The sequence below is a fragment of the Chromohalobacter canadensis genome (genome assembly GCF_029544075.1).
GTDB lineage: Bacteria > Pseudomonadota > Gammaproteobacteria > Pseudomonadales > Halomonadaceae > Chromohalobacter > Chromohalobacter canadensis_A.
Map to the genome: position 1 here is coordinate 105,848 of NZ_JAJQJH010000009.1, position 18,486 is coordinate 124,333.

Genomic DNA, 18,486 nt, shown 5'->3' on the forward strand with positions numbered 1-18,486 from the left:
TGCGACGCATGGCATACGCGCCATGGCGACGTGCGATGACGCGTTCGTTAGCATGACCGCATCGAATCATTACGCGAGAAGCGCCGCCATGAACTCTGAAGATTTGCAAAAGCTCGCCACCCGCACGATGCCGTTCGGTAAATACGAAGGCCGACTCATCGCTGACCTTCCCGGCCCCTATCTGGCCTGGTTCGCCCGGGAGGGCTTTCCGCAGGGGGAAATCGGGCGGCTGCTCGCCTTGATGCATGAAATCGACCACAACGGCCTCAACGCGCTGCTCGAACCGCTGCGCTGACGCTCATCCCGCGGTGGCAGTTCTGGCCTGCTGGCCCCGTCGCCGCGTATTGCTCAGGTAAATCAGCACCAGGGCGCCGGCGAGCAGGGCCAGGGCGGTATAGCGCGAGGCGTCCAGCGGCATGCGGGCGTTGCCCAGCCAGCCGAAGTTGTCGATCAACACGCTCATCAGCAATTGACCGGAGATCGTCGCGACCGTGGCGGCGGCGGTGCCGACGCGGGGCACGGCGAAGACGATGACGAGCATGTAGACCACGCCGAACAGGGCGCCGATCAACTGCCACTTGGGAACCGTGAACAAGGTCTCGCTGTGCGCGGGCTCGAAGAAGAACATCAACAGAAAGGTGACCAAGGCACCCGAGGCAAAAGTCAGCCAGGCGCTTTCCAGCACGCCGACATTGGCGCCGAGACGGCCGTTGATCGACGATTGCGCGGCGAGAGCCGCGCCGCCGACGAGAAGCACGAGAAAGATGAACGGCAGTAGCATGGGAGTCTCCTTACTGCATGAGCCCGAGGGCGGCGATGATCAATAGCAGGGCGAGAAGCCGGTAGCCGTCGACGGCGCGACGTTCGCTGCCCAGCAGCCCGAAGTGGTCGATGGCCAGGCTGGCGGCGACCTGGCCGCTGAGAATGCCGATCATGGTCGTACCCACGCCCACGAAGGGCGTGGCGATGGTGAGCACGACGACGTAGACCGGGCCGAGAATGCCGCCGGTCAAGAGCCAGCGAGGCTGTTGGAACAGTTGGCCGAGCCGGGGCCGGGCGAAGATCAAGGCCAGGGTCAATAACAACCCGCCGACGAGAAAGATCGACAGGGTCGCCGAGAAGTGGCCGATCTCCTCTCCCAAGGGGCCGAGCAGACCGGCTTCCATGGACAGGCCCATGCCTGCCAGGAGGACGGTCAGCAATATGATGATGGTTTTCATGGGGTAACCTCCGCAAAAGGAAGGCGACGATAGCGCCTTGCTTTTATCGCTACAATGCGGTGATTTGGCATAGGTGAATTGCATTATGAGCAACTCGATGTCGTTGGTGGCGTTGCGCTTGTTCGTACGGGTCGCGGCCACCGGGAGCTTTGCGGCGGCGGCGCGCCAGCAGGGGTTGCCGGCCTCGTCGGTATCGCGACATATCGCGGCGCTGGAGAAGGCATTGGGTCAGCGGCTGCTCTATCGGCATACGCGCGCGGTGCGGCTGACGGAGGTGGGCGAGCGTTATTATCAGCAGGTGCGCGAGATACTGGATACGCTGGATATTGCCACGGAGCAGGCGGCGGGCACGGCCTCGCAGCCACAGGGGCTGTTGCGCATCAACGCCCCGGTGGCCTTCGGGCGACGGCATATCGCGCCACGTCTGGCGAGCTTTCAGGCTAGATACGCGCGGATCGAGACGGAGCTGACGCTCAGCGATGCCTTCATCGACCCGGTACAAGAAGGCGTCGATGTCGTGGTGCGGGTGGGGGCCCTGAACGATTCGAGCCTGGTCGCGCGGCAGTTGGCCAGGCAACACTTCGTGGTATGCGCTTCGCCTGGCTATCTTGAACGCTGGGGCATGCCGTCGACGCCGGACGCGTTATCCGAACACAACTGCTTGATCTACAAGGGCACGCGCGGCGTTCAACAGTGGTATTTTCGTGATCCCGGCGCGCGTAAGTACCGGGTCAGGGAGGTGCGTGGCAACCTGCGCAGCAACAATGCGGAAAGCTTGCTGGAAGCAGCTTTGCAGGGACAGGGCATCGTGCTGTTCCCGACCTGGCTGATCCATGCGGAGCTCAAGGCCGGGCGGCTGACGCCCGTGCTGTCCGATTGGGAAGCCTCCGGTGAGCCCGCCCCGCAAGGCATTCATGCGATCTTTCCGGAAAACCGCTTGCGCTCCTCCAAGGTGGCGGCGTTCCTGAACGACTTGCAGACGACGATCGGCGAGCCGCCGTATTGGGATGCTTGAGGCCGGTTGCCTGCGTCACGAGGGTGGCAGGTTCTCCGGCCCGAAGGAGTCGGGCAGTAACTGCTCCATGGTGTAGTGCTTGAGCGGATTGCCTTCGCCGTCGAGGATGACGATCACGGTGTCCGGCGTGACGAACTCGCGAATGCGTTGGCGGCAGTCGCCGCAGGGCGTGCATAGATGCTCGTCGGGCCCGATGACGTAAAGCGTGGCGATCTCGCGCTCGCCCTGCGCGATCATTGCGCTGATGGCGCCGGCTTCGGCGCATAGGCCCTTGAAGTTGGCGCTTTCCACGTTGCAGCCCAGATAATGCCGGCCGCTCTCGGCGATCAGCAGTGCCCCGACCGGGTGCCGGGAGTAGGGCGCGTAGGCGCTGTCGCGCACCGCGATCAGCGCCTGGCGTGAGTCCTCGGAAAGAGGCGTGAAACGCGGCTTAGTCATGGGAGGTGTCCTCGTCGTCGCGCAACAGGCCCTCGAGAGTGATGGCCATCATGTCGTGAAAGCCGGTCTGGCGCGTTTGCGCGTCGAGGGCTTCACCCTTCAGGATATGATCGGACACCGTGCACACGGTCAATGCGCGGGCGCCGAACTCGGCGGCGACGCCATACAGCCCGGCGGCTTCCATCTCGACGCCGAGCACGCCATGGCGCTTCATGACCTCGAACATGGCCTCGTCGGGCGAGTAGAAGAGATCCGCCGAGAACAGGTTGCCGACCTTGACGGGGATGCCCCGTGCGCTGGCGGCGTCGACGGCGTGGCGGGTCAGCGCGTAGTCGGCGATGGCGGCGAAGTCATGCCCCCTGAAGCGGGCGCGATTGACGCCGGAGTCGGTACACGCGCCCATGCCCACGACGATGTCGTTGACCGCCACGTCGTCGCGTACCGCACCGCAGGAGCCCACACGCACCAGGCGCTTGACGCCGTACTCGGTGATCAGCTCCTTGGCATAGATCGAGATCGAGGGAATGCCCATGCCGCTGCCCATCACCGAGATGCGCTGGCCTTGGTAGGTGCCGGTGAAACCGAGCATGTTGCGCACCCGATTGACGCACTCGACGTCGTCCAGAAAGGTCTCGGCGATGAATTGGGCGCGCAGCGGATCGCCGGGCATGAGCACGGTGTCGGCGAAGGCGCCGGCGGGGGCATCGATGTGCGGGGTCGACATGGCGTCAGTCTCCTGTCGTCGAAGCGTGAGAGGATGGGCCGGCCGGCGCGGCATCGAGGAAGGCGGTGCCGTGGACCATGGGGGAAAGGCCGAAATGCGTCGCCAGGCTCTGGCCGATATCGGCGAAGGTCGCCAGACGACCGGCCTCGTTGCCCAACGGTCCCGGCGCCAAGTTCGCGCCGCTGGCAAGCACGGGGACTTTTTCGCGCGTATGGTCGGTCCCCGTCCAGGTCGGATCGTTACCGTGATCGGCGGTGAGGATCAGCAGGTCCTCGGGACGCAGCTTGGCGAGCACTTCCGGCAAACGCCGATCGAAGGCTTCCAGTGCCTCGGCGTAGCCATCCGGGTCGCGCCGGTGGCCGTAAAGCGTGTCGAAGTCGACGAAGTTGGTCATCACCAGCGTCTGCTTATTCTCCAGTGAACGCTCGCCGGCCTCATCGATGGCCTTGAGCGTCGCGTCGAACAGCGCGTCATGGCCGTGGGCCTTGAGCACTTTCGAAACGCCGCAATGGGCATAGATATCGCCGATCTTGCCTACGCCGAGCACCGTGCCGCCGTCGTCGTGCAGCTTTTGGAGTACGGTCGGCGTGGGGGCTCGATGGCGTAGTCGCGGCGATTGCCGGTGCGCTCGAAGGTCTCGGGGGACTCTCCAATGAAACCCGAAGCCGTTTCGCCGACGAAAGGGCGGGCGATGACGCGACCGATGTTGTAGGGCATCAGCAGTTCACGGGCGATTTCGCACAGCGCGTACAAGCGGTCGAGTCCGAAATGGGTCTCGTGGGCGGCGATCTGGAACACCGAGTCCGCTGAGGTATAGACGATGGGCTTGCCAGTGGCGATATGTTCTTCGCCAAGTGCCTCGAGTATCGGCATGCCGGACGCATGGCAGTTGCCCAAAACGCCGGGCAGGTCGGCGCGCTCGATCAGCGCTTCCAAAAGATCGGGCGGGAAGCTCTGCGTCTTGTCGAGAAAGTAACCCCATTCGAACAGCGCCGGGACGCCGGCGATCTCCCAATGCCCGGAGGGCGTGTCCTTGCCCGAAGAGATCTCGGCCGCTGCCGCGTAGGCGCCGTCGAGTGTCTCGGGGGGCGTGATGCCCTCGGCCCACTCGCCAGTGGCGAGATGGTGCGCGTGATAGAGCCCGAGGCTTGCCAGATGGGGCAGTGCCAGCGGTCGGCCGGCAGCGGCACGGTGACGTGCGATATGGCCTAGCGTATCCGCCCCTGCATCGCCGAAGGCGGCGGCATCCGGGGCGTTGCCGATGCCGAAGGAATCAAGTACCAACAGGATGGCGCGTGTCATGACGATGTCTCCTGACGCAGGGTGGCGTGGATCGGCGCCGCCGGCGTGACGCTACCTGCCTCGCCGAGGGTGAAGGCTGCGCCTAATTGGCGTGTGACGGCCTCGGCATCGGCTTGGCTGGCGGCGTGGAGGCGCAGCAGGGGCTGGCCGGCCTCGACGCGCTGGCCGAGCGCAGCGATTCGCGAAAGCCCGACGCGATGGTCGATGGCATCCCCGGCGTTACGGCGGCCGCCGCCCAGTTCGACGACGCCGAGCCCAAGCGCGCGGGTGTCGATGGCGTTGACGGTGCCGGCCCGAGGCGCGACGACATCGGTCGTGAAGGGCGCTGGCGCTAAATAGTGCTCGGCGCGTTCGGCCAGATCGCTCGGGCCACCGAGGCCATGCACCATGCGCGAAAAGCGTTCCAGTGCCTCGCCGGAGGCCAGGGCGGTTTCCAGACGCGTCGCGGCGTCGGCGGCATCGGCGGCGAGGCCGGCTTGCACGAGCATTTCCGTGGCCAGGGCATGGGTGACCTGGTAGAGGCGGCTATCGCGACCTTCCCCTCTCAGCAGACGCAGCGCTTCGTGCACTTCCAGGGCATTGCCGGCGCAGTCGGCGAGCGGCTGATTCATGTCGGTCAGCAGCACGCTGGTGGGCGTGCCGGCGCCGCTGCCGATGGCGACGATGGCCTCGGCCAGTTCCTGCGAGGCGTCGGGCGTGGGCATGAAGGAGCCGTTGCCGACCTTGACGTCCATGACCAGGGTGTCGAGCCCGCAGGCCAGTTTCTTGCCCAGAATCGAGGCCACGATCAGCGGCAGGGACTCGACCGTGGCGGTCACGTCGCGCACGCCGTACAGACGCTTGTCGGCGGGGGCGAGGGTGCCGGTCTGACCGATGATCGCCACGCCGACGTCCTTGACCAGCCGGCGGAAGAGGTCGACGTCGGGGGTGACGTCATAGCCGGGAATCGCCTCGAGCTTGTCCAGTGTGCCGCCGGTATGGCCGAGTCCGCGCCCGGAGATCATGGGCACGTGACCGCCGCAGGCGGCGATCCACGGCCCCAGTACCAGCGAGACGAGATCGCCCACGCCGCCGGTGGAGTGCTTGTCGAGCACCGGGCCGTCGAGGTGCAGGTCATGCCAGCGCAGGACCTGGCCGGAATCGCGGGTGGCCTCGGTCAGCGCGATGGCCTCGTCGCGGGTCATGCCGTTGAGCACGACTGCCATGGCGAAGGCGCCGATCTGGGCGTCGCCCACGCTGCCGTCGGCGACGCCGCGCATGAAGGCGTGGATGGCGTCGGCGTCGAGGGTCTCGGCGTCGCGCTTACGACGGATGATGTCTTGAATCAGCATGGCGATAACCGTGTTGTTCTTTGTCGTTGCGATGTCTGCTGTTGAATGTCGATATCTGCCGAGGCGCGTTCAGTAACCGTCGCCGGGCGCCTTGGCCTCATCGCCCTCCAGCGTGGCGAGCAGGGCATCGAGCAGCCCCGAGGCGCCGAAGCGGAAGTGCGCGGGGCTGATCCATGCCGCGCCCATGATCCGTGCGGCCAGGTCGAGGTAGGCCTTGGCGTCCTCGGTGGTGCGAATCCCGCCGGCGGCCTTGAAACCGACGTCGCGGCCACTGTCGCGGATCGCGTCGAGCATGATCTCGGCGGCCTCCAGGGTGGCGTTGACGGCAACCTTGCCGGTAGAGGTCTTGATGAAGTCGGCACCGGCGGTAATAGCGATCTCCGCGGCCTGACGGATCAGAGCGGGGTCCTTGAGCTCGCCGCTCTCGAGGATGACCTTCAAGGTCGCGCCGCCGCAGGCTTCGCGGCACGCCTCGACGAGCAAGCGGCCGACATCGGGTGCGCCGTCGAGCAGGGCCCGGTAGGGGAAAACCACATCGACTTCGTCGGCGCCGGCAGCCACCGCGAGCCGGGTTTCCCGGGCGGCGCGCTCGGCGTTGGGGGCGCCATCGGGAAAGTTGGTCACCGTGGCGATGCGTACGCGCCGGGTCAGGCCGATGGCGTCGAGCTCGCGCTGGGCGTCCTCGATGAAGGCCGGGTACAGGCACAGCGCGGCGGGATGGCCGGCGGGCGTGTCCGCACGACGGCACAGCGCCTGGATGCGGGCACTGTCATCGTCGTCGTTGAGCGAGGTGAGGTCCATCAGGGCCAGGGCCTGACGGGCAACGGGCTTGAGATCGGTCATGGGCGTGGGTCCCCGAGTGGCATGCGTCCGGGCAGAGCCGGGGCATGGGGCGATGAGTCGGTCGTGCTGCCGACCGTTGAGCCGGGCGGCGCGAAAGAAGTCACAGACATGGTAATGTCCTTGTATTTATCGTCGAGCCATTTTTGTTAATTTTCTAACAGAAATTTTGTGGCTAAGCTAACAAAATGTGCCGGAGAAGGGCGAGCGATCTCGTCGACCGGTATGCCGAGGGAGATGTGCAAATGAATAGCCGCAGTGCGGCGCGCCTTCAATGGCTACAGGACACCCTGCGCGCGGAAGGCATGTTGCCGATTGCCGAGGCCGCCCAGCGCTGTCAGGTATCGGAGATGACCATACGCCGCGACATCGCCGCCAGCCAGGACACCATCGTCTCGCTGGGCGGGCGCTTGCTGCTGGCCGAGCATCCACAGGTTGCCACCGGATACGACTTCGCCACTCAGCAGGACAGTTTCGCCCAGGCCAAGCAGCGCATGTGCGACGAGGCGGCGCGTATGGTCGAGGCCGATGACACGATCTTCGTGGATTGTGGCACAACGCTGATCCCGTTGTTCGCCCAGCTAGACCCCAACATGCCGCTGACGGTGGTGACATACGCGCTCAACGTCGCCAATGCCATCGAGCAAATGGCATTACCTCACGTGCGTCTGGTATTGCTCGGCGGGCTCTACTATCCCGTGTCGCAATCCTTCGGGGGCGAGGAGCTGGTCACTGCGATTCGTCGCTTGGGTATCAACAAGGCGTTTATTTCCGCCGCTGGCGTGCACGTCGATAAGGGGGTGAGCTGCTTTCACTTCCACGAGGTGGTGCCCAAGCAGGTGGCCTTGGAAACCGCCGTGCAACGCATCCTCATCGCCGACGAGAGCAAGCTCGATCGGGTGCGCCCGGCGTTTTTCGCTGACCTCGAGACCTTCGATGTGATGCTGACCAGCGGTGCGGCGGGCGAGGCATTGCGTGACACCCTGGTGGCGCGGCCGGGGCACGCTTGGCCGACGCTCAAAGTGGTGTGAGGGTGCGCGAATGTGTGCGGATCAATAGGCGCGGGGGCTGTTCGGGACAGGCATGACGTTTTCTCTTTCTCTGGTGTTTCTCGGCGTGGTGTTTTTTGCCTCGGCGTTGTCCGGCGTTTTCGGTATGGCGGGCGGCTTGATCCTGATGGGCTTTCTGCTGGCGTGGATGCCGGCCACGACGGCCATCGCCGTGCACGGTATCATTCAGATGGGCTCCAATGCCTCGCGTGCCTGGCTGTCGAGACGTTACATCGATTGGCACATCGTGGCGTGGATCGTGCTGGGCGTGGTGGTCGCGGCGCTATTGCTGGCCAGCTTGCGTTACACCCCCAGCGAAAATGTGGTGTTGCTTTTGATCGGGGTTATGCCGGTTTTGGTATGGTTGCCGCGTCGCTGGTTCCGGTTCGATGTCTCGCGGCCTGTCGATGCCATCCTGTGCGGCCTGGTAGCCGGCGGTTTAACCATCGCCGCTGGAGTATCGGGGCCGACCATCGATATCGGCTTCGTGCGCACGCGGCTCGACCGGCGCACGGTGGTGGCCTCCAAGGCGGCGATTCAAGTCATCGCGCATACCATCAAGGTGGTGTTTTATTTTCAGGCGGTATTGGCACTGGAGCGGGGGCAGTGGGGCTGGATCGTGTTGGCGATTCCCTTGAGTTTCCTGGGGACGCGTTCGGGAAACGCCATCCTGAAGCGGCTCACCGATGCCAGCTTTCGTGGCTGGACGCGCTGGTTGGTTACCCTGGTAGGTGGTTACTACGCCGTGCGTGGCGTGATAGGGCTTATCTGAGTGTCGTGTGCTGTGCGGGAGGTGGCGTGACGAGCGCCTCGAAGGCCTCGGCCGGGGCGGGGCGTCCGTAATAATAGCCCTGATAATGATGACAGCCGAGCTGCGCGAGAAAATCGCGTTGGGGCAGGGTTTCCACGCCTTCGGCCACGGTTTTTAGTTGCAGGCTGTCGGCCAGGGCGATGATTGTCTTGACGATAGCGGCATCGTTGGCCTCGACCAGGACATCTTGCACGAAGGAAACATCGATCTTCAAAGCATTGAAAGGCAGACGCTTTAAATAGGCCAGCGACGAATAGCCAGTGCCGAAGTCATCCAGAGAAAAACTCACGCCGTGGTGCTTGAGCTGCATCATCTTCTCTATGACGCCCTCGACGTTGGCGAGTAGCAGGCTCTCGGTGAGTTCCAGGGTCAGGCGCTCAGGTGGCGCTTGGTGGTCGGCGAGCGTGGCCAGTACCTGGGCGACGAAATCGTGCTGCTGAAACTGGTGCACGCTGACATTGACGGACAGCTGCAGGTTAGACAAGGCCGGATCGGCTGCCCAGCGAGCCAGTCGCTCGCATGCCCTTGCCAGTACCCATTGCCCGATGGGCACGATCAAACCGGTTTCTTCGGCGAGGGGGATGAATGCACCCGGAGAGATCATGCCGCGTTCGGGATGCTGCCAGCGAATCAACGTCTCGGCCCCGATGATGTTGCCTTCGGCATCGACCTGGGGCTGGTAGTACAAGCGCATCTGCTCGTCCTGGGTAGCCTGGCGCAGCTCGGTTTCCATCCATAGACGATCCTGGAGGGCGGCTTCCATCTCGGGGTGAAAGACATGACTCACGTTGCCCCCGTCCTGCTTGGCTCGCGAGAGCGCCAGGCTGGCGCGTTTGACCAACTCGTCCGTCGCCACGTCGTCGGCGCCGAACCATACGCCGCCCAGGCTGTGCGTCGTGGTGTGCGAAAAGCCGTCGAGATCGTACACGCCGCCGATGGCCTGTCGCATTGTGATCATGTGATGTTGCAATTCGGCAATGGCGACATCGCGGTCGGATGACAAGCCGGTCACCACCAGAGCGAATTCATTGCCGCCCAGGCGCGCCAGGTCATGTTCGTGTCGAGCGAAACGCTTGAGGCGTCGCGCGACATGCAAGAGCAATGTGTCGCCGACGGCATTGCCGCGCGAGTCGTTGAGGGCCTTGAAGTTGTCGATATCGAGCATGATCAGCGCCCCGCTTTGTTCGCGCGTTTGCACGGCGTCGAGGCGCGCATAGAGCGCCTGGCGGTTGGGCAGCCCAGTCAAGGTATCGTGATGGGCGAGGCGGTGGATTTTTGCCTCTGCCTCGCGATGCGCGCTCAAGTCGTTGAGTGTGGCGACATAATGGTGGGTGGCGCTGCGGCTGTATTCGACGCGGCTGACACTGAGGCGAGCGGGAAACGCCTGGCCATCCTTGCGTCGTGCCTTGATTTCACCTTGCCATTGTCCACTGTCGATGATGTGGCGGCGAATATCGCGATGAATCCGGGCGCTTTCATGGGAGTGCTCGAGCACTGAAAGAGGCTTGCCCTGAATGTCGGTGGAGGTGTAACCGGTCATGGCCGTGAAGGCGCGGTTGCTGAGGACGATTCGGCCCTGGGCATCGAATAGCAGGAAGGCGTCATTGATCGCGGCGATGACCTCCATCAACTGCTCGCGCGACATCGTCGACTGACGGGAATGGCGCTGCAGGCGCCGGTCGATGGCGACACTCAGCGCGGCGACTAGCAATAACAGCGTGACGACACCGCTGACACTGATGGCGAGCCACGAGGCTGATGTTTCCACTATGTGATGGGGTGCAGGTACCGGGAGGTAATACGTGGCGGACATGGCGACGTAATGCATGCCGCTGATGGCCAGTGCGATGCAGGCGGCGACTCCGAATAGACGGCGATCGAGGTGTGTCAGGCGTCGATGGCGAACGCAGTAGCGGTGGGCCAGCATTGCCACTACGCCGAGTACCAGCGCGACGCCGAGCGACATGACGAACAGTGTGGCGTCATAGCGTACGGCGACGGGCATGCGTATGGCCTCCATACCTAAGTAATGCATGGTGCCGATACCCGCACCCAACACCAGTCCCCCCAGTACCGAGTAGCGCGGCGTCGAGATGGGTCGGGCCATGATGCGTAGTGCGTAGCCGCTGCCGAGCACGGCGGGGAGTAGTGACAAGAATGTCAGCCCCACATCGTATTGCATGGGCAGCGGTAGACGCAGGGCCAACATGCCGGTGAAATGCATGCTCCACACGCCAAGTCCCATCATGCAGGCGCCGGCGATCAACCAGATTCCGTGGCGTAGGTGGCTATCGGCTTCTTGCATGCGCTCGCCAATCAGCAAGCCGAGCCCTGCGGTAAGCCACGCCACCAGGCATGACAGCACGATCAAGCCCGGCTCCCATTGGCCTTGGATGGGGTCGTTGATAGGAGCGGAGGAAGTGAGATGGATCATTCTTTCAGCGCTTTCCTGGTCAGGCATCGTGCGGCCATGGCCGGTATCGTGCTGGATGCGTCGATGAGTGGGCCGCGTGCTGGGCGGGCGCCGCGCAAGGACTCAGGATAACGTCATCGGTGCAGGAAAGTCGCTATTTGCATGCGTTCCTCTGCCTAGGACGCGGCCGGTGTGGCGCGTTGTCGGTCCTCCAGCGGGCTGCGACCGAAGTAGCGTTTGTAATCGCGGCTGAACTGCGACGCACTTTGATACCCCACCTGAGTGGCGGCCTGCGCGACCTGGTGCCCCTGCTGGGTGAGCAGGGCGCGCGCCTTGAGCAGGCGCAGGCGCTTGAGGTACTGCATCGGTGCGAGTTGCGTGGTGCGCTTGAAGTGATGATGGAAATGCGAGGCGCTCATGTTGACGCGTTGCGCGAGCGCGTCAACGTTCAGGGTCCGGGTGTAGTGACGGTGCAGGAAAGTCAGCGCCTCGGCGATGCGCGAATATTGGCCATGGTAGGCGACCAGTTGACGCAACGAAGCGCCCTGCGGCCCGCGTAGCGCGGTGAACAGGACTTCACGGATACGCCCATCGCCCAGCGCTGCGGCTTGCTCGGGATCGTCGAGACAGTCGATGAGTCGCGACACGTTCTCTTCCATGTCGGCGTCCATGGATACGGCAGCCATTGGGGCAGGCATGCGCGTGGAAGTCGTCGATGGCAGGCGCGCTACCAAGTCGCTGAGCATGGTCATATCGAGGCTAACCGATAAGCCCAGCAAAGGTTTGGTATCGGACGCGTGGGTTTCGCACTCGAACGGTAGTGGCATGGCCTGGATCAGATAGTGGCCGGCGCCGTAGTGAATGATGCGTTCTCCGAGGTAGCCAGTCTTGTTGCCCTGGACGATGATCACCAGGCTGGGCTCGTACATCAGCGGCGTGCGCGGGTGGCCACAATGCGAGGCGATCAGTTGTACGCCGGGCAGCGTGGTGGACGTGAAGCCATCCTGAGTGGTCAGCGACGCCAAACTCGCAGCCAGCTGAGTCTCCGAGGAAGGCTCGGTGCTGGCCCCAACGGCGGTCAAGTGAGGGGGCGATGGGTGGGACATGAGGCGCTTCCTCGGCAATGGCGAATACTCATGAGGATAATATCGTGCATGAAAAGTGCCGTCTATTCGGCGATTAAGGGTGCGATATAAGAGCTCTGGGCAAATATTGCACAGAATCGGGCATAGAGGAAATCGCCGACGGCGCCCACACTGTTGATGTTCGCGACCTTGGTTGGGCGTTTCGCCGAGCCGGTACGCGGTTGCACTCATCATTGATAGGATATTCGCTATGCCACAAGCCACGGGCTATGCAATGCACTCTGCGGAGTCGACACTCGAGCCATACGCCTTCGAGCGCCGCACGCCGCGTCCCGACGATGTCGCCATTGAGATCCTCTACTGTGGCGTTTGCCACAGCGATCTGCACTTCGCGCGTGACGATTGGGGGATGGCGCAGTATCCGATCGTGCCGGGCCACGAGATCGTCGGTCGGGTCACATCCGTCGGCAGCGATGTCGCCAATTTCAAGGAAGGTGACGTGGTCGGCGTGGGTTGCATGGTCGATTCTTGCCGTCATTGTCAGGCGTGCGGCGATGGTCTGGAGCAGTATTGTGCCGAAGGCTTCACCATGACCTACGGCAGCCCTGATCGCCACGACGGCAGCCTTACTCAGGGCGGCTATTCAGACCGGGTCACTGTCAGCGAGCGGTTCGTGCTGCGCATGCCGGAAGGCATCGACCTCAAGTCCGCCGCGCCGCTGCTGTGCGCCGGTATCACCACCTATTCGCCGCTCAAGCATTACGGCGTCAAGCCGGGCCATAAGGTCGGCGTAATCGGTATGGGCGGTCTCGGCCACATGGGGGTCAAGCTGGCTCAAGCGCTGGGCGCCGAGGTCACGCTGTTCACGCGCTCCGAGAGCAAGATCGCCGAGGCCAAGTCCAACGGCGCCGATCATGTGGTGGTCTCCACCGACGAGGAGCAGATGGCGGCGGTCGCCGAGACCTTCGACTTCATGCTCGATACCGTGCCGAACGAGCACGACCTGAATCCGTACCTGCAGGCCTTGAAGTATGACGGCACGCACATTCTGGTCGGCCAGATGCAACCATTGGAGCCTGGTGTGGCGGGTGCCAATCTGATCTTCCGGCGCCGTGTGCTGGCCGGTTCACTGATCGGTGGGATTCCCGAGACGCAAGAGCTGCTGGATTTCTGCGCCGAGAAGGGCATCACCTGCGATGTCGAGATGATCGATATCCAGAACATTAATGAAGCCTGGGATCGCATGCAGAAAGGTGACGTGCGTTATCGCTTCGTCATCGACATGGCATCGATGCAAAACGGCTGAGAAAGTCGCGACGACTTACCCAGTGATCGTGTCAGGCGCGGGCTATGCCCGCGCCTTTTTCGTGTCTGGCAAGTTGCAGGATGGTCCATGAAGGCAGTGCTGCCAGGAACCAGAGCGCCTTCGGGCGCTCTGGGCAGGCGGCGTTACTGTTGCCAGTCGATACGGTTGTTGATGACCAGGCCGTCGTCTTCCATACGCATGCGTATTACGACGTTGTCGATTCGCTCGAATTGGTTCTGCATGGCATCGAGCTGCTCTTCGAGTGCTGCAGCGTCGTTGCCTGCGAGGTTGCCGAAGGCGTCGGCAAGTTGAAGCCACTTGGCGTACATGTCGCCGGAAAGCTTGACGTGCATCAGTTCGCCGGCCTCGCCGGTTTCTTCCTGAAGCAAGGACTTGAGCGTCGTCTGCTCGCCCTCACCCGTTGCCACGCCGAGTGCCTTGTCTGTCATGGCCAGCCAGGCCGGTGCGTCGCCTAGCATCGCGGTGAGCTGTGGCGGCAGCGCTTGGGGTTCGCCGTCGCTGGAGAGTGAGAGTGTCGCGAGTCCGGGCAGCATGCTCTGGCCGATCGCCATCAGACCGTTGGGGTCGCTGGAGGCTACCAGCAGGGCGCCCTTGATAGCGGGCTGACCGCTATACTCGGGCATCGTGAGCTCATCGATTACCAATCGCATGCCGCGCAGGCTACCGAACGGGGGCATGGCCAGCATGTTGGCCTGACGACCGAGTTCGTCCAGGTCGTTGTTGAGTTCGGCGAGCGCCGAGCAGTTGAACGGTGCGGTACGTACGTGTTGGATCTGTTGGGTCAGCAGATCGCGTAGGTCGTTCATGGGCAGCGCGACCGCCAGGTCGAAGGGAGACTCAAGCGAGTCATTGCCCAGGCCCGGCAGTGTTGAAGTGAGCGAGGCAAGCGGGGCGGTGATATCTTCGGCCAATGACACATCGAAGCGTTGCTCGGTGCGTGCGGCGTCGAGCGTGGTGTAACCGGCGCTCAGTTGAGGCATGCGCGAGGCTAGGCGCGTCGCATCCTCGCGGCAGCTCTGCGAGACCGGTTCTGGGGCCTGACCTTGCGTCTGCTCGGCGAATGCGCGAAAGGCCTGAATCATGGGGTCCTGGCTGCCGGTGAGCAAGGTCGCCAAGCGTGTCGTATCGACATAGCCCAGGCCGTAGGGCAGGTAGTCCTTGGCGTCGGCCAACTCACTGAGCCGCTGGGTATCCTGCACGCTGTTGTCGGGCAGGCTCGTGCCTAATACTTGCTGCAGTGCGTCGTCATCCAGTTCGGTGGGGGCTACTGCCAGCACCGCCTGGCCGTCATGAACGGCGCTCAGCAGTTGCAGCGGCGCCTCGCCGAGGCGTGCCTGGCGGTATTCCAGCTCGCCCTGCGTGCGGGTTTCCAGCGGCTGGCCAGCAGCGTCGGCAAGACGTTGCAGGAAAGCCTGGTAGCGCTCAGCATCGTTGATGCTCAGGCGCAATACCGGGCTCAGGCCCAGACCGTAGAGAGCGCTCTGACCGCCCAGGTCGACGCCGATCTGCTCGGCGACCTGCTGATAGTCCGACTTGTCGGCAAGCTCCTCGGCGAGTGCATCGAGCACATTGGCGAGGGACTCGGCCTCGCCGTCGCGGCGCAGTTCTTCTGCGAATTGACGCAGGTCGACACGCTGTTGCGCGAGTGAGGCATTTGATGATGCCAGTGCGGCGTTGAGCGTCGCGTCGTCGATGGTTTCGAGATTGGCGAAGAGAAAGGGGGTATCAGCCGGAACATGTGCTAGCGGTGCGTCTGACGAATCTTGTCCGCAACCTGACAGAAGCACGCTGCCGGCCATCACGCAGACAAGTGAGATGCGTCGTAACATGGTGTTCCCTTGTATTCATTGATGTTCCCGGGCTCGGGCCGTGCGATACCGGTATCGCAGCGATTGGCAGGAAGGGGCGTGTATCACGCTATGCCGCGCCACTCTTGAGTTGGTGGCTATATCGCTTGGGTGCTGTCGATACCGGTTCCATGGTAACCGTTTGTTATGTCGGTAGCATGCTCTCTATGCAGATAGACGTTGCGATACGTGTGGCTCAGTCCCGCAGGCGCGTCAGCCCTTCCTGCGCCACCGATGCGACCAGCCGCCCGTGCCGGTCGTAGATGCTGCCCCGCGAGAATCCCCGGGCTCCGCCGGCCCATGGGCTTTCCATGTCATACAGCAGCCAGTCGTTGATGGTCACGTCGTCGTGGAACCACAGGGCATGATCGAGACTCGCGATCTGCAGCCGAGGGTCACCGAAAAAGGTGTCGTGCGAGACGAGGCTGGTGGTCAGCAGATTGAAATCGGAGCTATAGGCAAGCAGGTAGCGATGCAGCGAGCCGTCCTCGGGCAATTCGCCAGCGAGGCGGAACCACAGTCGCTTGCGCGGCATGTCGGTGGTGGTATCCGGAAAATGCAGAAACTCGATGGGATGGCCGTCGAAGCGCTGTACTTTGGCGCCGGCCTCGAGCAGCGCCTGTGGTGACTCGAGGTCGGGCATCTCGCGCTGGTGGCCGAAGCCCTGCTCCTCGCCCTGGAACGAGGCGCTGCAGAAGAAAATGGTCTTACCGTTCTGGATGGCGCTGACACGCCGGGTCGTGAAGCTCCCGCCGTCGCGCACGCGATCAACCTGATACACTACCGGGCGCTTGGCATCGCCAGGGCGTAGAAAGTAGCCGTGTAATGAGTGCGCGCGTCGCGTCGCGTCGACCGTGCGGGTAGCAGCGGAAAGCGCTTGACCGAGTACCTGGCCGCCGAACAGCTGAGGAAGCCCGAGGTCCTGACTACGACCGCGAAACAGGTTTTCCTCCAGGGTTTCTAGGCCCAGTAGGTCGACGAGGGTGGCGAGGGGGTGCGTCATGTCGGCATCCTTATGATGGCTCGTTTTCATACGACTGTTCCAATTCTACCAGCATACCGGAGTGCCCCTGTGATGCGCAGCGATACCTTCTACATGCACCGTGCGTTGGATCAAGCGCGCATGGGGTTGGAAGCGGGTGAGGTCCCGGTGGGTGCGGTGGTGGTCGAACCCAGTGGCGAGGTCGTGGGCGCGAGCTTCAATGCTCCGGTGTCATGCCACGACCCGAGTGGGCATGCCGAGGTGCGCGCCTTGCGCGACGCCGCCGCGCATCTGGGCAATTATCGGCTGGATAGCTGCACGCTCTTCGTCACCTTGGAGCCTTGCATGATGTGCGCCGGGGCGATCATCCATGCGCGCGTGGCCCGGGTCGTGTACGGCGCTGCCGAACCCAAGAGCGGCATGGTCGAGTCACGGGCCAACTTGTTCGCTCAGCCTTGGTTCAACCATCGCGTCCAAGTGGAAGGCGGGCTGCTGGCCACGCGCGCGACGCGACTCCTGCAGGCCTTTTTCGCTGCCCGGCGCGATTGACCTAGAGCACCGGGGGGACGGTGTTGAAAGGCGTTCCCTGGAACATCGGATCGTCGCGTTCGCCGAGCTGGTGGAATTGGCGTTGACTGCGATCCACGTAGTTGAGAATTTCGTAATAACGACGAATATTGCGAACGTAAATCACCGGCTCGCCGCCGCGTGCGTAGCCGTGATGGACCTTGCTATACCATTTCTGCTTCTGCAGCAGGGGCAATGCCTTGCGTACGTCGATCCAGTTGTAAGGGTCGCCGCCCTGCATTTCGGCGATCTTCTGAGCATCGTAGAGGTGCCCCAGGCCGACGTTATAGGCGGCAAGCGCCATCCAGGTGCGGTCTGGCTCGGTAATCTCTTCCTGCAGACGACCCTTCACATGGCCGAGGTAGATGGCGCCACCCTCGATGCTCTGTTCGGGGTCGAGTCGGTTGCTCACCCCGACCTCGGCGGCGGTGGCGTTGGTCAGCATCATCAGGCCGCGCACGCCGGTCGGTGAGGTCGCACGCGGCTTCCAGTGCGATTCTTGGTAGCCCAGTGCCGCCAATAGTTTCCAGTCGAAGCCGGAATCGCGTGCCGCTTGCTTGAAAGCGTCTTCATAGCGCGGCAAGCGATTTTGGGCATGACGGATGAAAAGGCTCGCTCCCACGTATTCGAGGTAATTGTCGTGACCGAAGTAGCGTGCGATCAGATCCGCCAGGTCGCCGTGCTCTCGAAGACGCGCGATAAACTGATTGGCGGCTTGCAGGAGGGCCACGCCGCTATTTTTGGGGAGCGCCCACACCAGGCTTTGCGGGTCGCCAAGAGGAAAGCCACTCTCAACGTCGGGAAAGAACAACCGATTGAGCTTGAATTGATGAGCATAGACGACGGCGGCATCAAGCTCGCCGTTCTCGACCATTTCGATGAGGTCGGTGACTTCCAGTTCGTCGGTTTCTTGCCAAGTCAACTCGGGGAGGGATGCCTGGAGGTCGCGTAAGGCATGACCGGTTCCCGAGCCGCGCAGCGCGGCGATGTCCAGTCCCAGGAGGTCTTCTGGTGCCTTGGGCGGCGTGATGCCATGGTGATAGATGACCATGGGCTGCATCGACATGATCGGGCGGGTGTAATTCACTCCAGGCTCGGCAGGGTCGAGCGCCAGGGTGGCGGCGCCGACGTCGGCACGGCCATCGCGCACGGCGCTGAGCACCTCGCCGATGCTGCCCTGGCTATCGATCGACAGGCTGACGTTTAGCTCCTCGGCGAATTGCCGTACCAGCTCGTATTCGAACCCCGTCGGGCCGTGGCGACCTTCGTAATAGGTCGATGGCGTATTGCGGGTAAACACCTGGATAAAGTCACGCGAGAAAACCTCCGACAACGCAGCGTCCCGAATTGGGAGCGTGCGGCCGTCAGGAATCAGCAGCGCCAGTAGGGCGACGAGTGCGGTCGCAGCTGGACGCATATAGCGTAAGAGAGCATCAAGCATGCCAGTTCTAGTCAGCGATGAGAGGGGCCACCTTAGCGGGCGTTGTGCCTTGTGTCACCTGGCGGCGATTCCACGCAATGGATGGGGGCGTGAA

Annotated in this window: 17 protein-coding genes and 1 pseudogene; 6 read left to right on the forward strand and 12 right to left on the reverse strand. The window is 63.2% G+C overall.

Going from position 1 to position 18,486, the window contains the following annotated elements; translation table 11 throughout:
- Positions 1-88 precede the first annotated feature (88 nt).
- Positions 89-295 carry a DUF3820 family protein gene (locus LUN51_RS12130; RefSeq protein WP_277811473.1) on the forward strand — a complete coding sequence of 69 codons (207 nt, stop codon included), beginning with the start codon at positions 89-91 and terminating at the stop codon, positions 293-295.
- A 3-nt stretch (positions 296-298) separates the two neighbouring features.
- Here the strand turns inward: LUN51_RS12130 and LUN51_RS12135 are convergent, their stop codons facing one another.
- Together LUN51_RS12135 and LUN51_RS12140 are read right to left on the reverse strand one after the other, a co-directional pair.
- On the reverse strand, positions 299-781 hold the full coding sequence (locus LUN51_RS12135) for a DMT family transporter (protein WP_011506125.1): 483 nt from the start codon (positions 779-781) through the stop codon (positions 299-301).
- Between the two features lie 10 nt (positions 782-791).
- Positions 792-1,220, reverse strand: a complete 429-nt coding sequence (locus LUN51_RS12140) for a DMT family transporter (RefSeq protein ID WP_277811474.1) — start codon at positions 1,218-1,220, stop codon at positions 792-794.
- 85 nt (positions 1,221-1,305) lie between these two features.
- Here LUN51_RS12140 and LUN51_RS12145 point away from each other — a divergent pair, with 85 nt between their 5' ends.
- On the forward strand, positions 1,306-2,235 hold the full coding sequence (locus LUN51_RS12145; RefSeq protein WP_277811475.1) for a LysR family transcriptional regulator: 930 nt from the start codon (positions 1,306-1,308) through the stop codon (positions 2,233-2,235).
- A 15-nt stretch (positions 2,236-2,250) separates the two neighbouring features.
- Here LUN51_RS12145 and cdd read toward each other — a convergent pair whose 3' ends face one another.
- The 5 genes and pseudogenes from cdd to deoC form a co-directional block, all read right to left on the reverse strand.
- Positions 2,251-2,673 (reverse strand): cytidine deaminase, encoded by a 423-nt coding sequence (gene cdd, locus LUN51_RS12150; RefSeq protein WP_277811476.1) that lies wholly within the window; start codon positions 2,671-2,673, stop codon positions 2,251-2,253.
- Positions 2,666-3,397, reverse strand: a complete 732-nt coding sequence (gene deoD, locus LUN51_RS12155; RefSeq protein ID WP_277811477.1) for a purine-nucleoside phosphorylase — start codon at positions 3,395-3,397, stop codon at positions 2,666-2,668. Before deoD ends, cdd begins: the two co-directional genes overlap by 8 nt.
- A 4-nt stretch (positions 3,398-3,401) precedes the next feature.
- Positions 3,402-4,699 (reverse strand): annotated as a pseudogene (locus tag LUN51_RS12160) (phosphopentomutase).
- The gene (gene deoA / locus LUN51_RS12165) at positions 4,696-6,030 is read right to left on the reverse strand and encodes a thymidine phosphorylase (protein ID WP_277811478.1); all 1,335 of its coding nucleotides are present in this window, start codon (positions 6,028-6,030) and stop codon (positions 4,696-4,698) included. The pseudogene LUN51_RS12160 and the gene deoA overlap by 4 nt, the downstream one beginning before the upstream one ends.
- Positions 6,031-6,099: 69 nt before the next feature.
- Positions 6,100-6,873: a deoxyribose-phosphate aldolase gene (gene deoC, locus LUN51_RS12170; protein WP_277811479.1), complete on the reverse strand. Its 774-nt coding sequence runs from the start codon at positions 6,871-6,873 to the stop codon at positions 6,100-6,102.
- Positions 6,874-7,115: 242 nt separating this feature from the next.
- On the opposite strand from deoC, the gene LUN51_RS12175 reads away from it, so the two are divergent.
- Together LUN51_RS12175 and LUN51_RS12180 are read left to right on the forward strand one after the other, a co-directional pair.
- A complete protein-coding gene (locus LUN51_RS12175) occupies positions 7,116-7,901 on the forward strand; it encodes a DeoR/GlpR family DNA-binding transcription regulator (protein WP_246939596.1) in 786 nt (261 codons plus the stop codon).
- Between the two features lie 52 nt (positions 7,902-7,953).
- Positions 7,954-8,691 (forward strand): sulfite exporter TauE/SafE family protein, encoded by a 738-nt coding sequence (locus LUN51_RS12180; RefSeq protein WP_277811480.1) that lies wholly within the window; start codon positions 7,954-7,956, stop codon positions 8,689-8,691.
- Here the strand turns inward: LUN51_RS12180 and LUN51_RS12185 are convergent.
- Together LUN51_RS12185 and LUN51_RS12190 are read right to left on the reverse strand one after the other, a co-directional pair.
- Positions 8,684-11,164, reverse strand: coding sequence for an EAL domain-containing protein (locus LUN51_RS12185; RefSeq protein WP_277811481.1), 2,481 nt, complete (start codon positions 11,162-11,164; stop codon positions 8,684-8,686). The genes LUN51_RS12180 and LUN51_RS12185 overlap by 8 nt on opposite strands.
- Positions 11,165-11,319: 155 nt before the next feature.
- The gene (locus LUN51_RS12190) at positions 11,320-12,249 is read right to left on the reverse strand and encodes an AraC family transcriptional regulator (protein WP_277811482.1); all 930 of its coding nucleotides are present in this window, start codon (positions 12,247-12,249) and stop codon (positions 11,320-11,322) included.
- 229 nt (positions 12,250-12,478) lie between these two features.
- Between LUN51_RS12190 and LUN51_RS12195 the strand changes: the two genes are divergently transcribed.
- A complete protein-coding gene (locus tag LUN51_RS12195; protein ID WP_277811483.1) occupies positions 12,479-13,534 on the forward strand; it encodes an NAD(P)-dependent alcohol dehydrogenase in 1,056 nt (351 codons plus the stop codon).
- 143 nt (positions 13,535-13,677) lie between these two features.
- Here the strand turns inward: LUN51_RS12195 and LUN51_RS12200 are convergent, their stop codons facing one another.
- Both LUN51_RS12200 and LUN51_RS12205 read right to left on the reverse strand, forming a co-directional pair.
- Positions 13,678-15,384 (reverse strand): hypothetical protein, encoded by a 1,707-nt coding sequence (locus LUN51_RS12200; RefSeq protein ID WP_277811484.1) that lies wholly within the window; start codon positions 15,382-15,384, stop codon positions 13,678-13,680.
- Between the two features lie 214 nt (positions 15,385-15,598).
- On the reverse strand, positions 15,599-16,405 hold the full coding sequence (locus tag LUN51_RS12205; RefSeq protein ID WP_277811485.1) for an acyl-CoA thioesterase: 807 nt from the start codon (positions 16,403-16,405) through the stop codon (positions 15,599-15,601).
- A 72-nt stretch (positions 16,406-16,477) separates the two neighbouring features.
- Here LUN51_RS12205 and tadA point away from each other — a divergent pair, with 72 nt between their 5' ends.
- Positions 16,478-16,933: a tRNA adenosine(34) deaminase TadA gene (gene tadA, locus LUN51_RS12210; protein ID WP_277811486.1), complete on the forward strand. Its 456-nt coding sequence runs from the start codon at positions 16,478-16,480 to the stop codon at positions 16,931-16,933.
- Between the two features lies 1 nt (position 16,934).
- Here tadA and mltF read toward each other — a convergent pair whose 3' ends face one another.
- A complete protein-coding gene (gene mltF / locus LUN51_RS12215; RefSeq protein ID WP_277811487.1) occupies positions 16,935-18,392 on the reverse strand; it encodes a membrane-bound lytic murein transglycosylase MltF in 1,458 nt (485 codons plus the stop codon).
- Between the last annotated feature and the right edge of the window lie 94 nt (positions 18,393-18,486).

What these genes read in the sequence shown, in the direction of transcription:
- LUN51_RS12130 (WP_277811473.1), top strand. Translation starts at nt 89, where the DNA reads ATGAACTCTGAAGATTTGCAAAAGCTCGCCACCCGCACGATGCCGTTC.
- LUN51_RS12135 (WP_011506125.1), bottom strand. Translation starts at nt 781, where the DNA reads ATGCTACTGCCGTTCATCTTTCTCGTGCTTCTCGTCGGCGGCGCGGCT.
- LUN51_RS12140 (WP_277811474.1), bottom strand. Translation starts at nt 1,220, where the DNA reads ATGAAAACCATCATCATATTGCTGACCGTCCTCCTGGCAGGCATGGGC.
- LUN51_RS12145 (WP_277811475.1), top strand. Translation starts at nt 1,306, where the DNA reads ATGAGCAACTCGATGTCGTTGGTGGCGTTGCGCTTGTTCGTACGGGTC.
- cdd (WP_277811476.1), bottom strand. Translation starts at nt 2,673, where the DNA reads ATGACTAAGCCGCGTTTCACGCCTCTTTCCGAGGACTCACGCCAGGCG.
- deoD (WP_277811477.1), bottom strand. Translation starts at nt 3,397, where the DNA reads ATGTCGACCCCGCACATCGATGCCCCCGCCGGCGCCTTCGCCGACACC.
- deoA (WP_277811478.1), bottom strand. Translation starts at nt 6,030, where the DNA reads ATGCTGATTCAAGACATCATCCGTCGTAAGCGCGACGCCGAGACCCTC.
- deoC (WP_277811479.1), bottom strand. Translation starts at nt 6,873, where the DNA reads ATGACCGATCTCAAGCCCGTTGCCCGTCAGGCCCTGGCCCTGATGGAC.
- LUN51_RS12175 (WP_246939596.1), top strand. Translation starts at nt 7,116, where the DNA reads ATGAATAGCCGCAGTGCGGCGCGCCTTCAATGGCTACAGGACACCCTG.
- LUN51_RS12180 (WP_277811480.1), top strand. Translation starts at nt 7,954, where the DNA reads ATGACGTTTTCTCTTTCTCTGGTGTTTCTCGGCGTGGTGTTTTTTGCC.
- LUN51_RS12185 (WP_277811481.1), bottom strand. Translation starts at nt 11,164, where the DNA reads ATGATCCATCTCACTTCCTCCGCTCCTATCAACGACCCCATCCAAGGC.
- LUN51_RS12190 (WP_277811482.1), bottom strand. Translation starts at nt 12,249, where the DNA reads ATGTCCCACCCATCGCCCCCTCACTTGACCGCCGTTGGGGCCAGCACC.
- LUN51_RS12195 (WP_277811483.1), top strand. Translation starts at nt 12,479, where the DNA reads ATGCCACAAGCCACGGGCTATGCAATGCACTCTGCGGAGTCGACACTC.
- LUN51_RS12200 (WP_277811484.1), bottom strand. Translation starts at nt 15,384, where the DNA reads ATGTTACGACGCATCTCACTTGTCTGCGTGATGGCCGGCAGCGTGCTT.
- LUN51_RS12205 (WP_277811485.1), bottom strand. Translation starts at nt 16,405, where the DNA reads ATGACGCACCCCCTCGCCACCCTCGTCGACCTACTGGGCCTAGAAACC.
- tadA (WP_277811486.1), top strand. Translation starts at nt 16,478, where the DNA reads ATGCGCAGCGATACCTTCTACATGCACCGTGCGTTGGATCAAGCGCGC.
- mltF (WP_277811487.1), bottom strand. Translation starts at nt 18,392, where the DNA reads ATGCTTGATGCTCTCTTACGCTATATGCGTCCAGCTGCGACCGCACTC.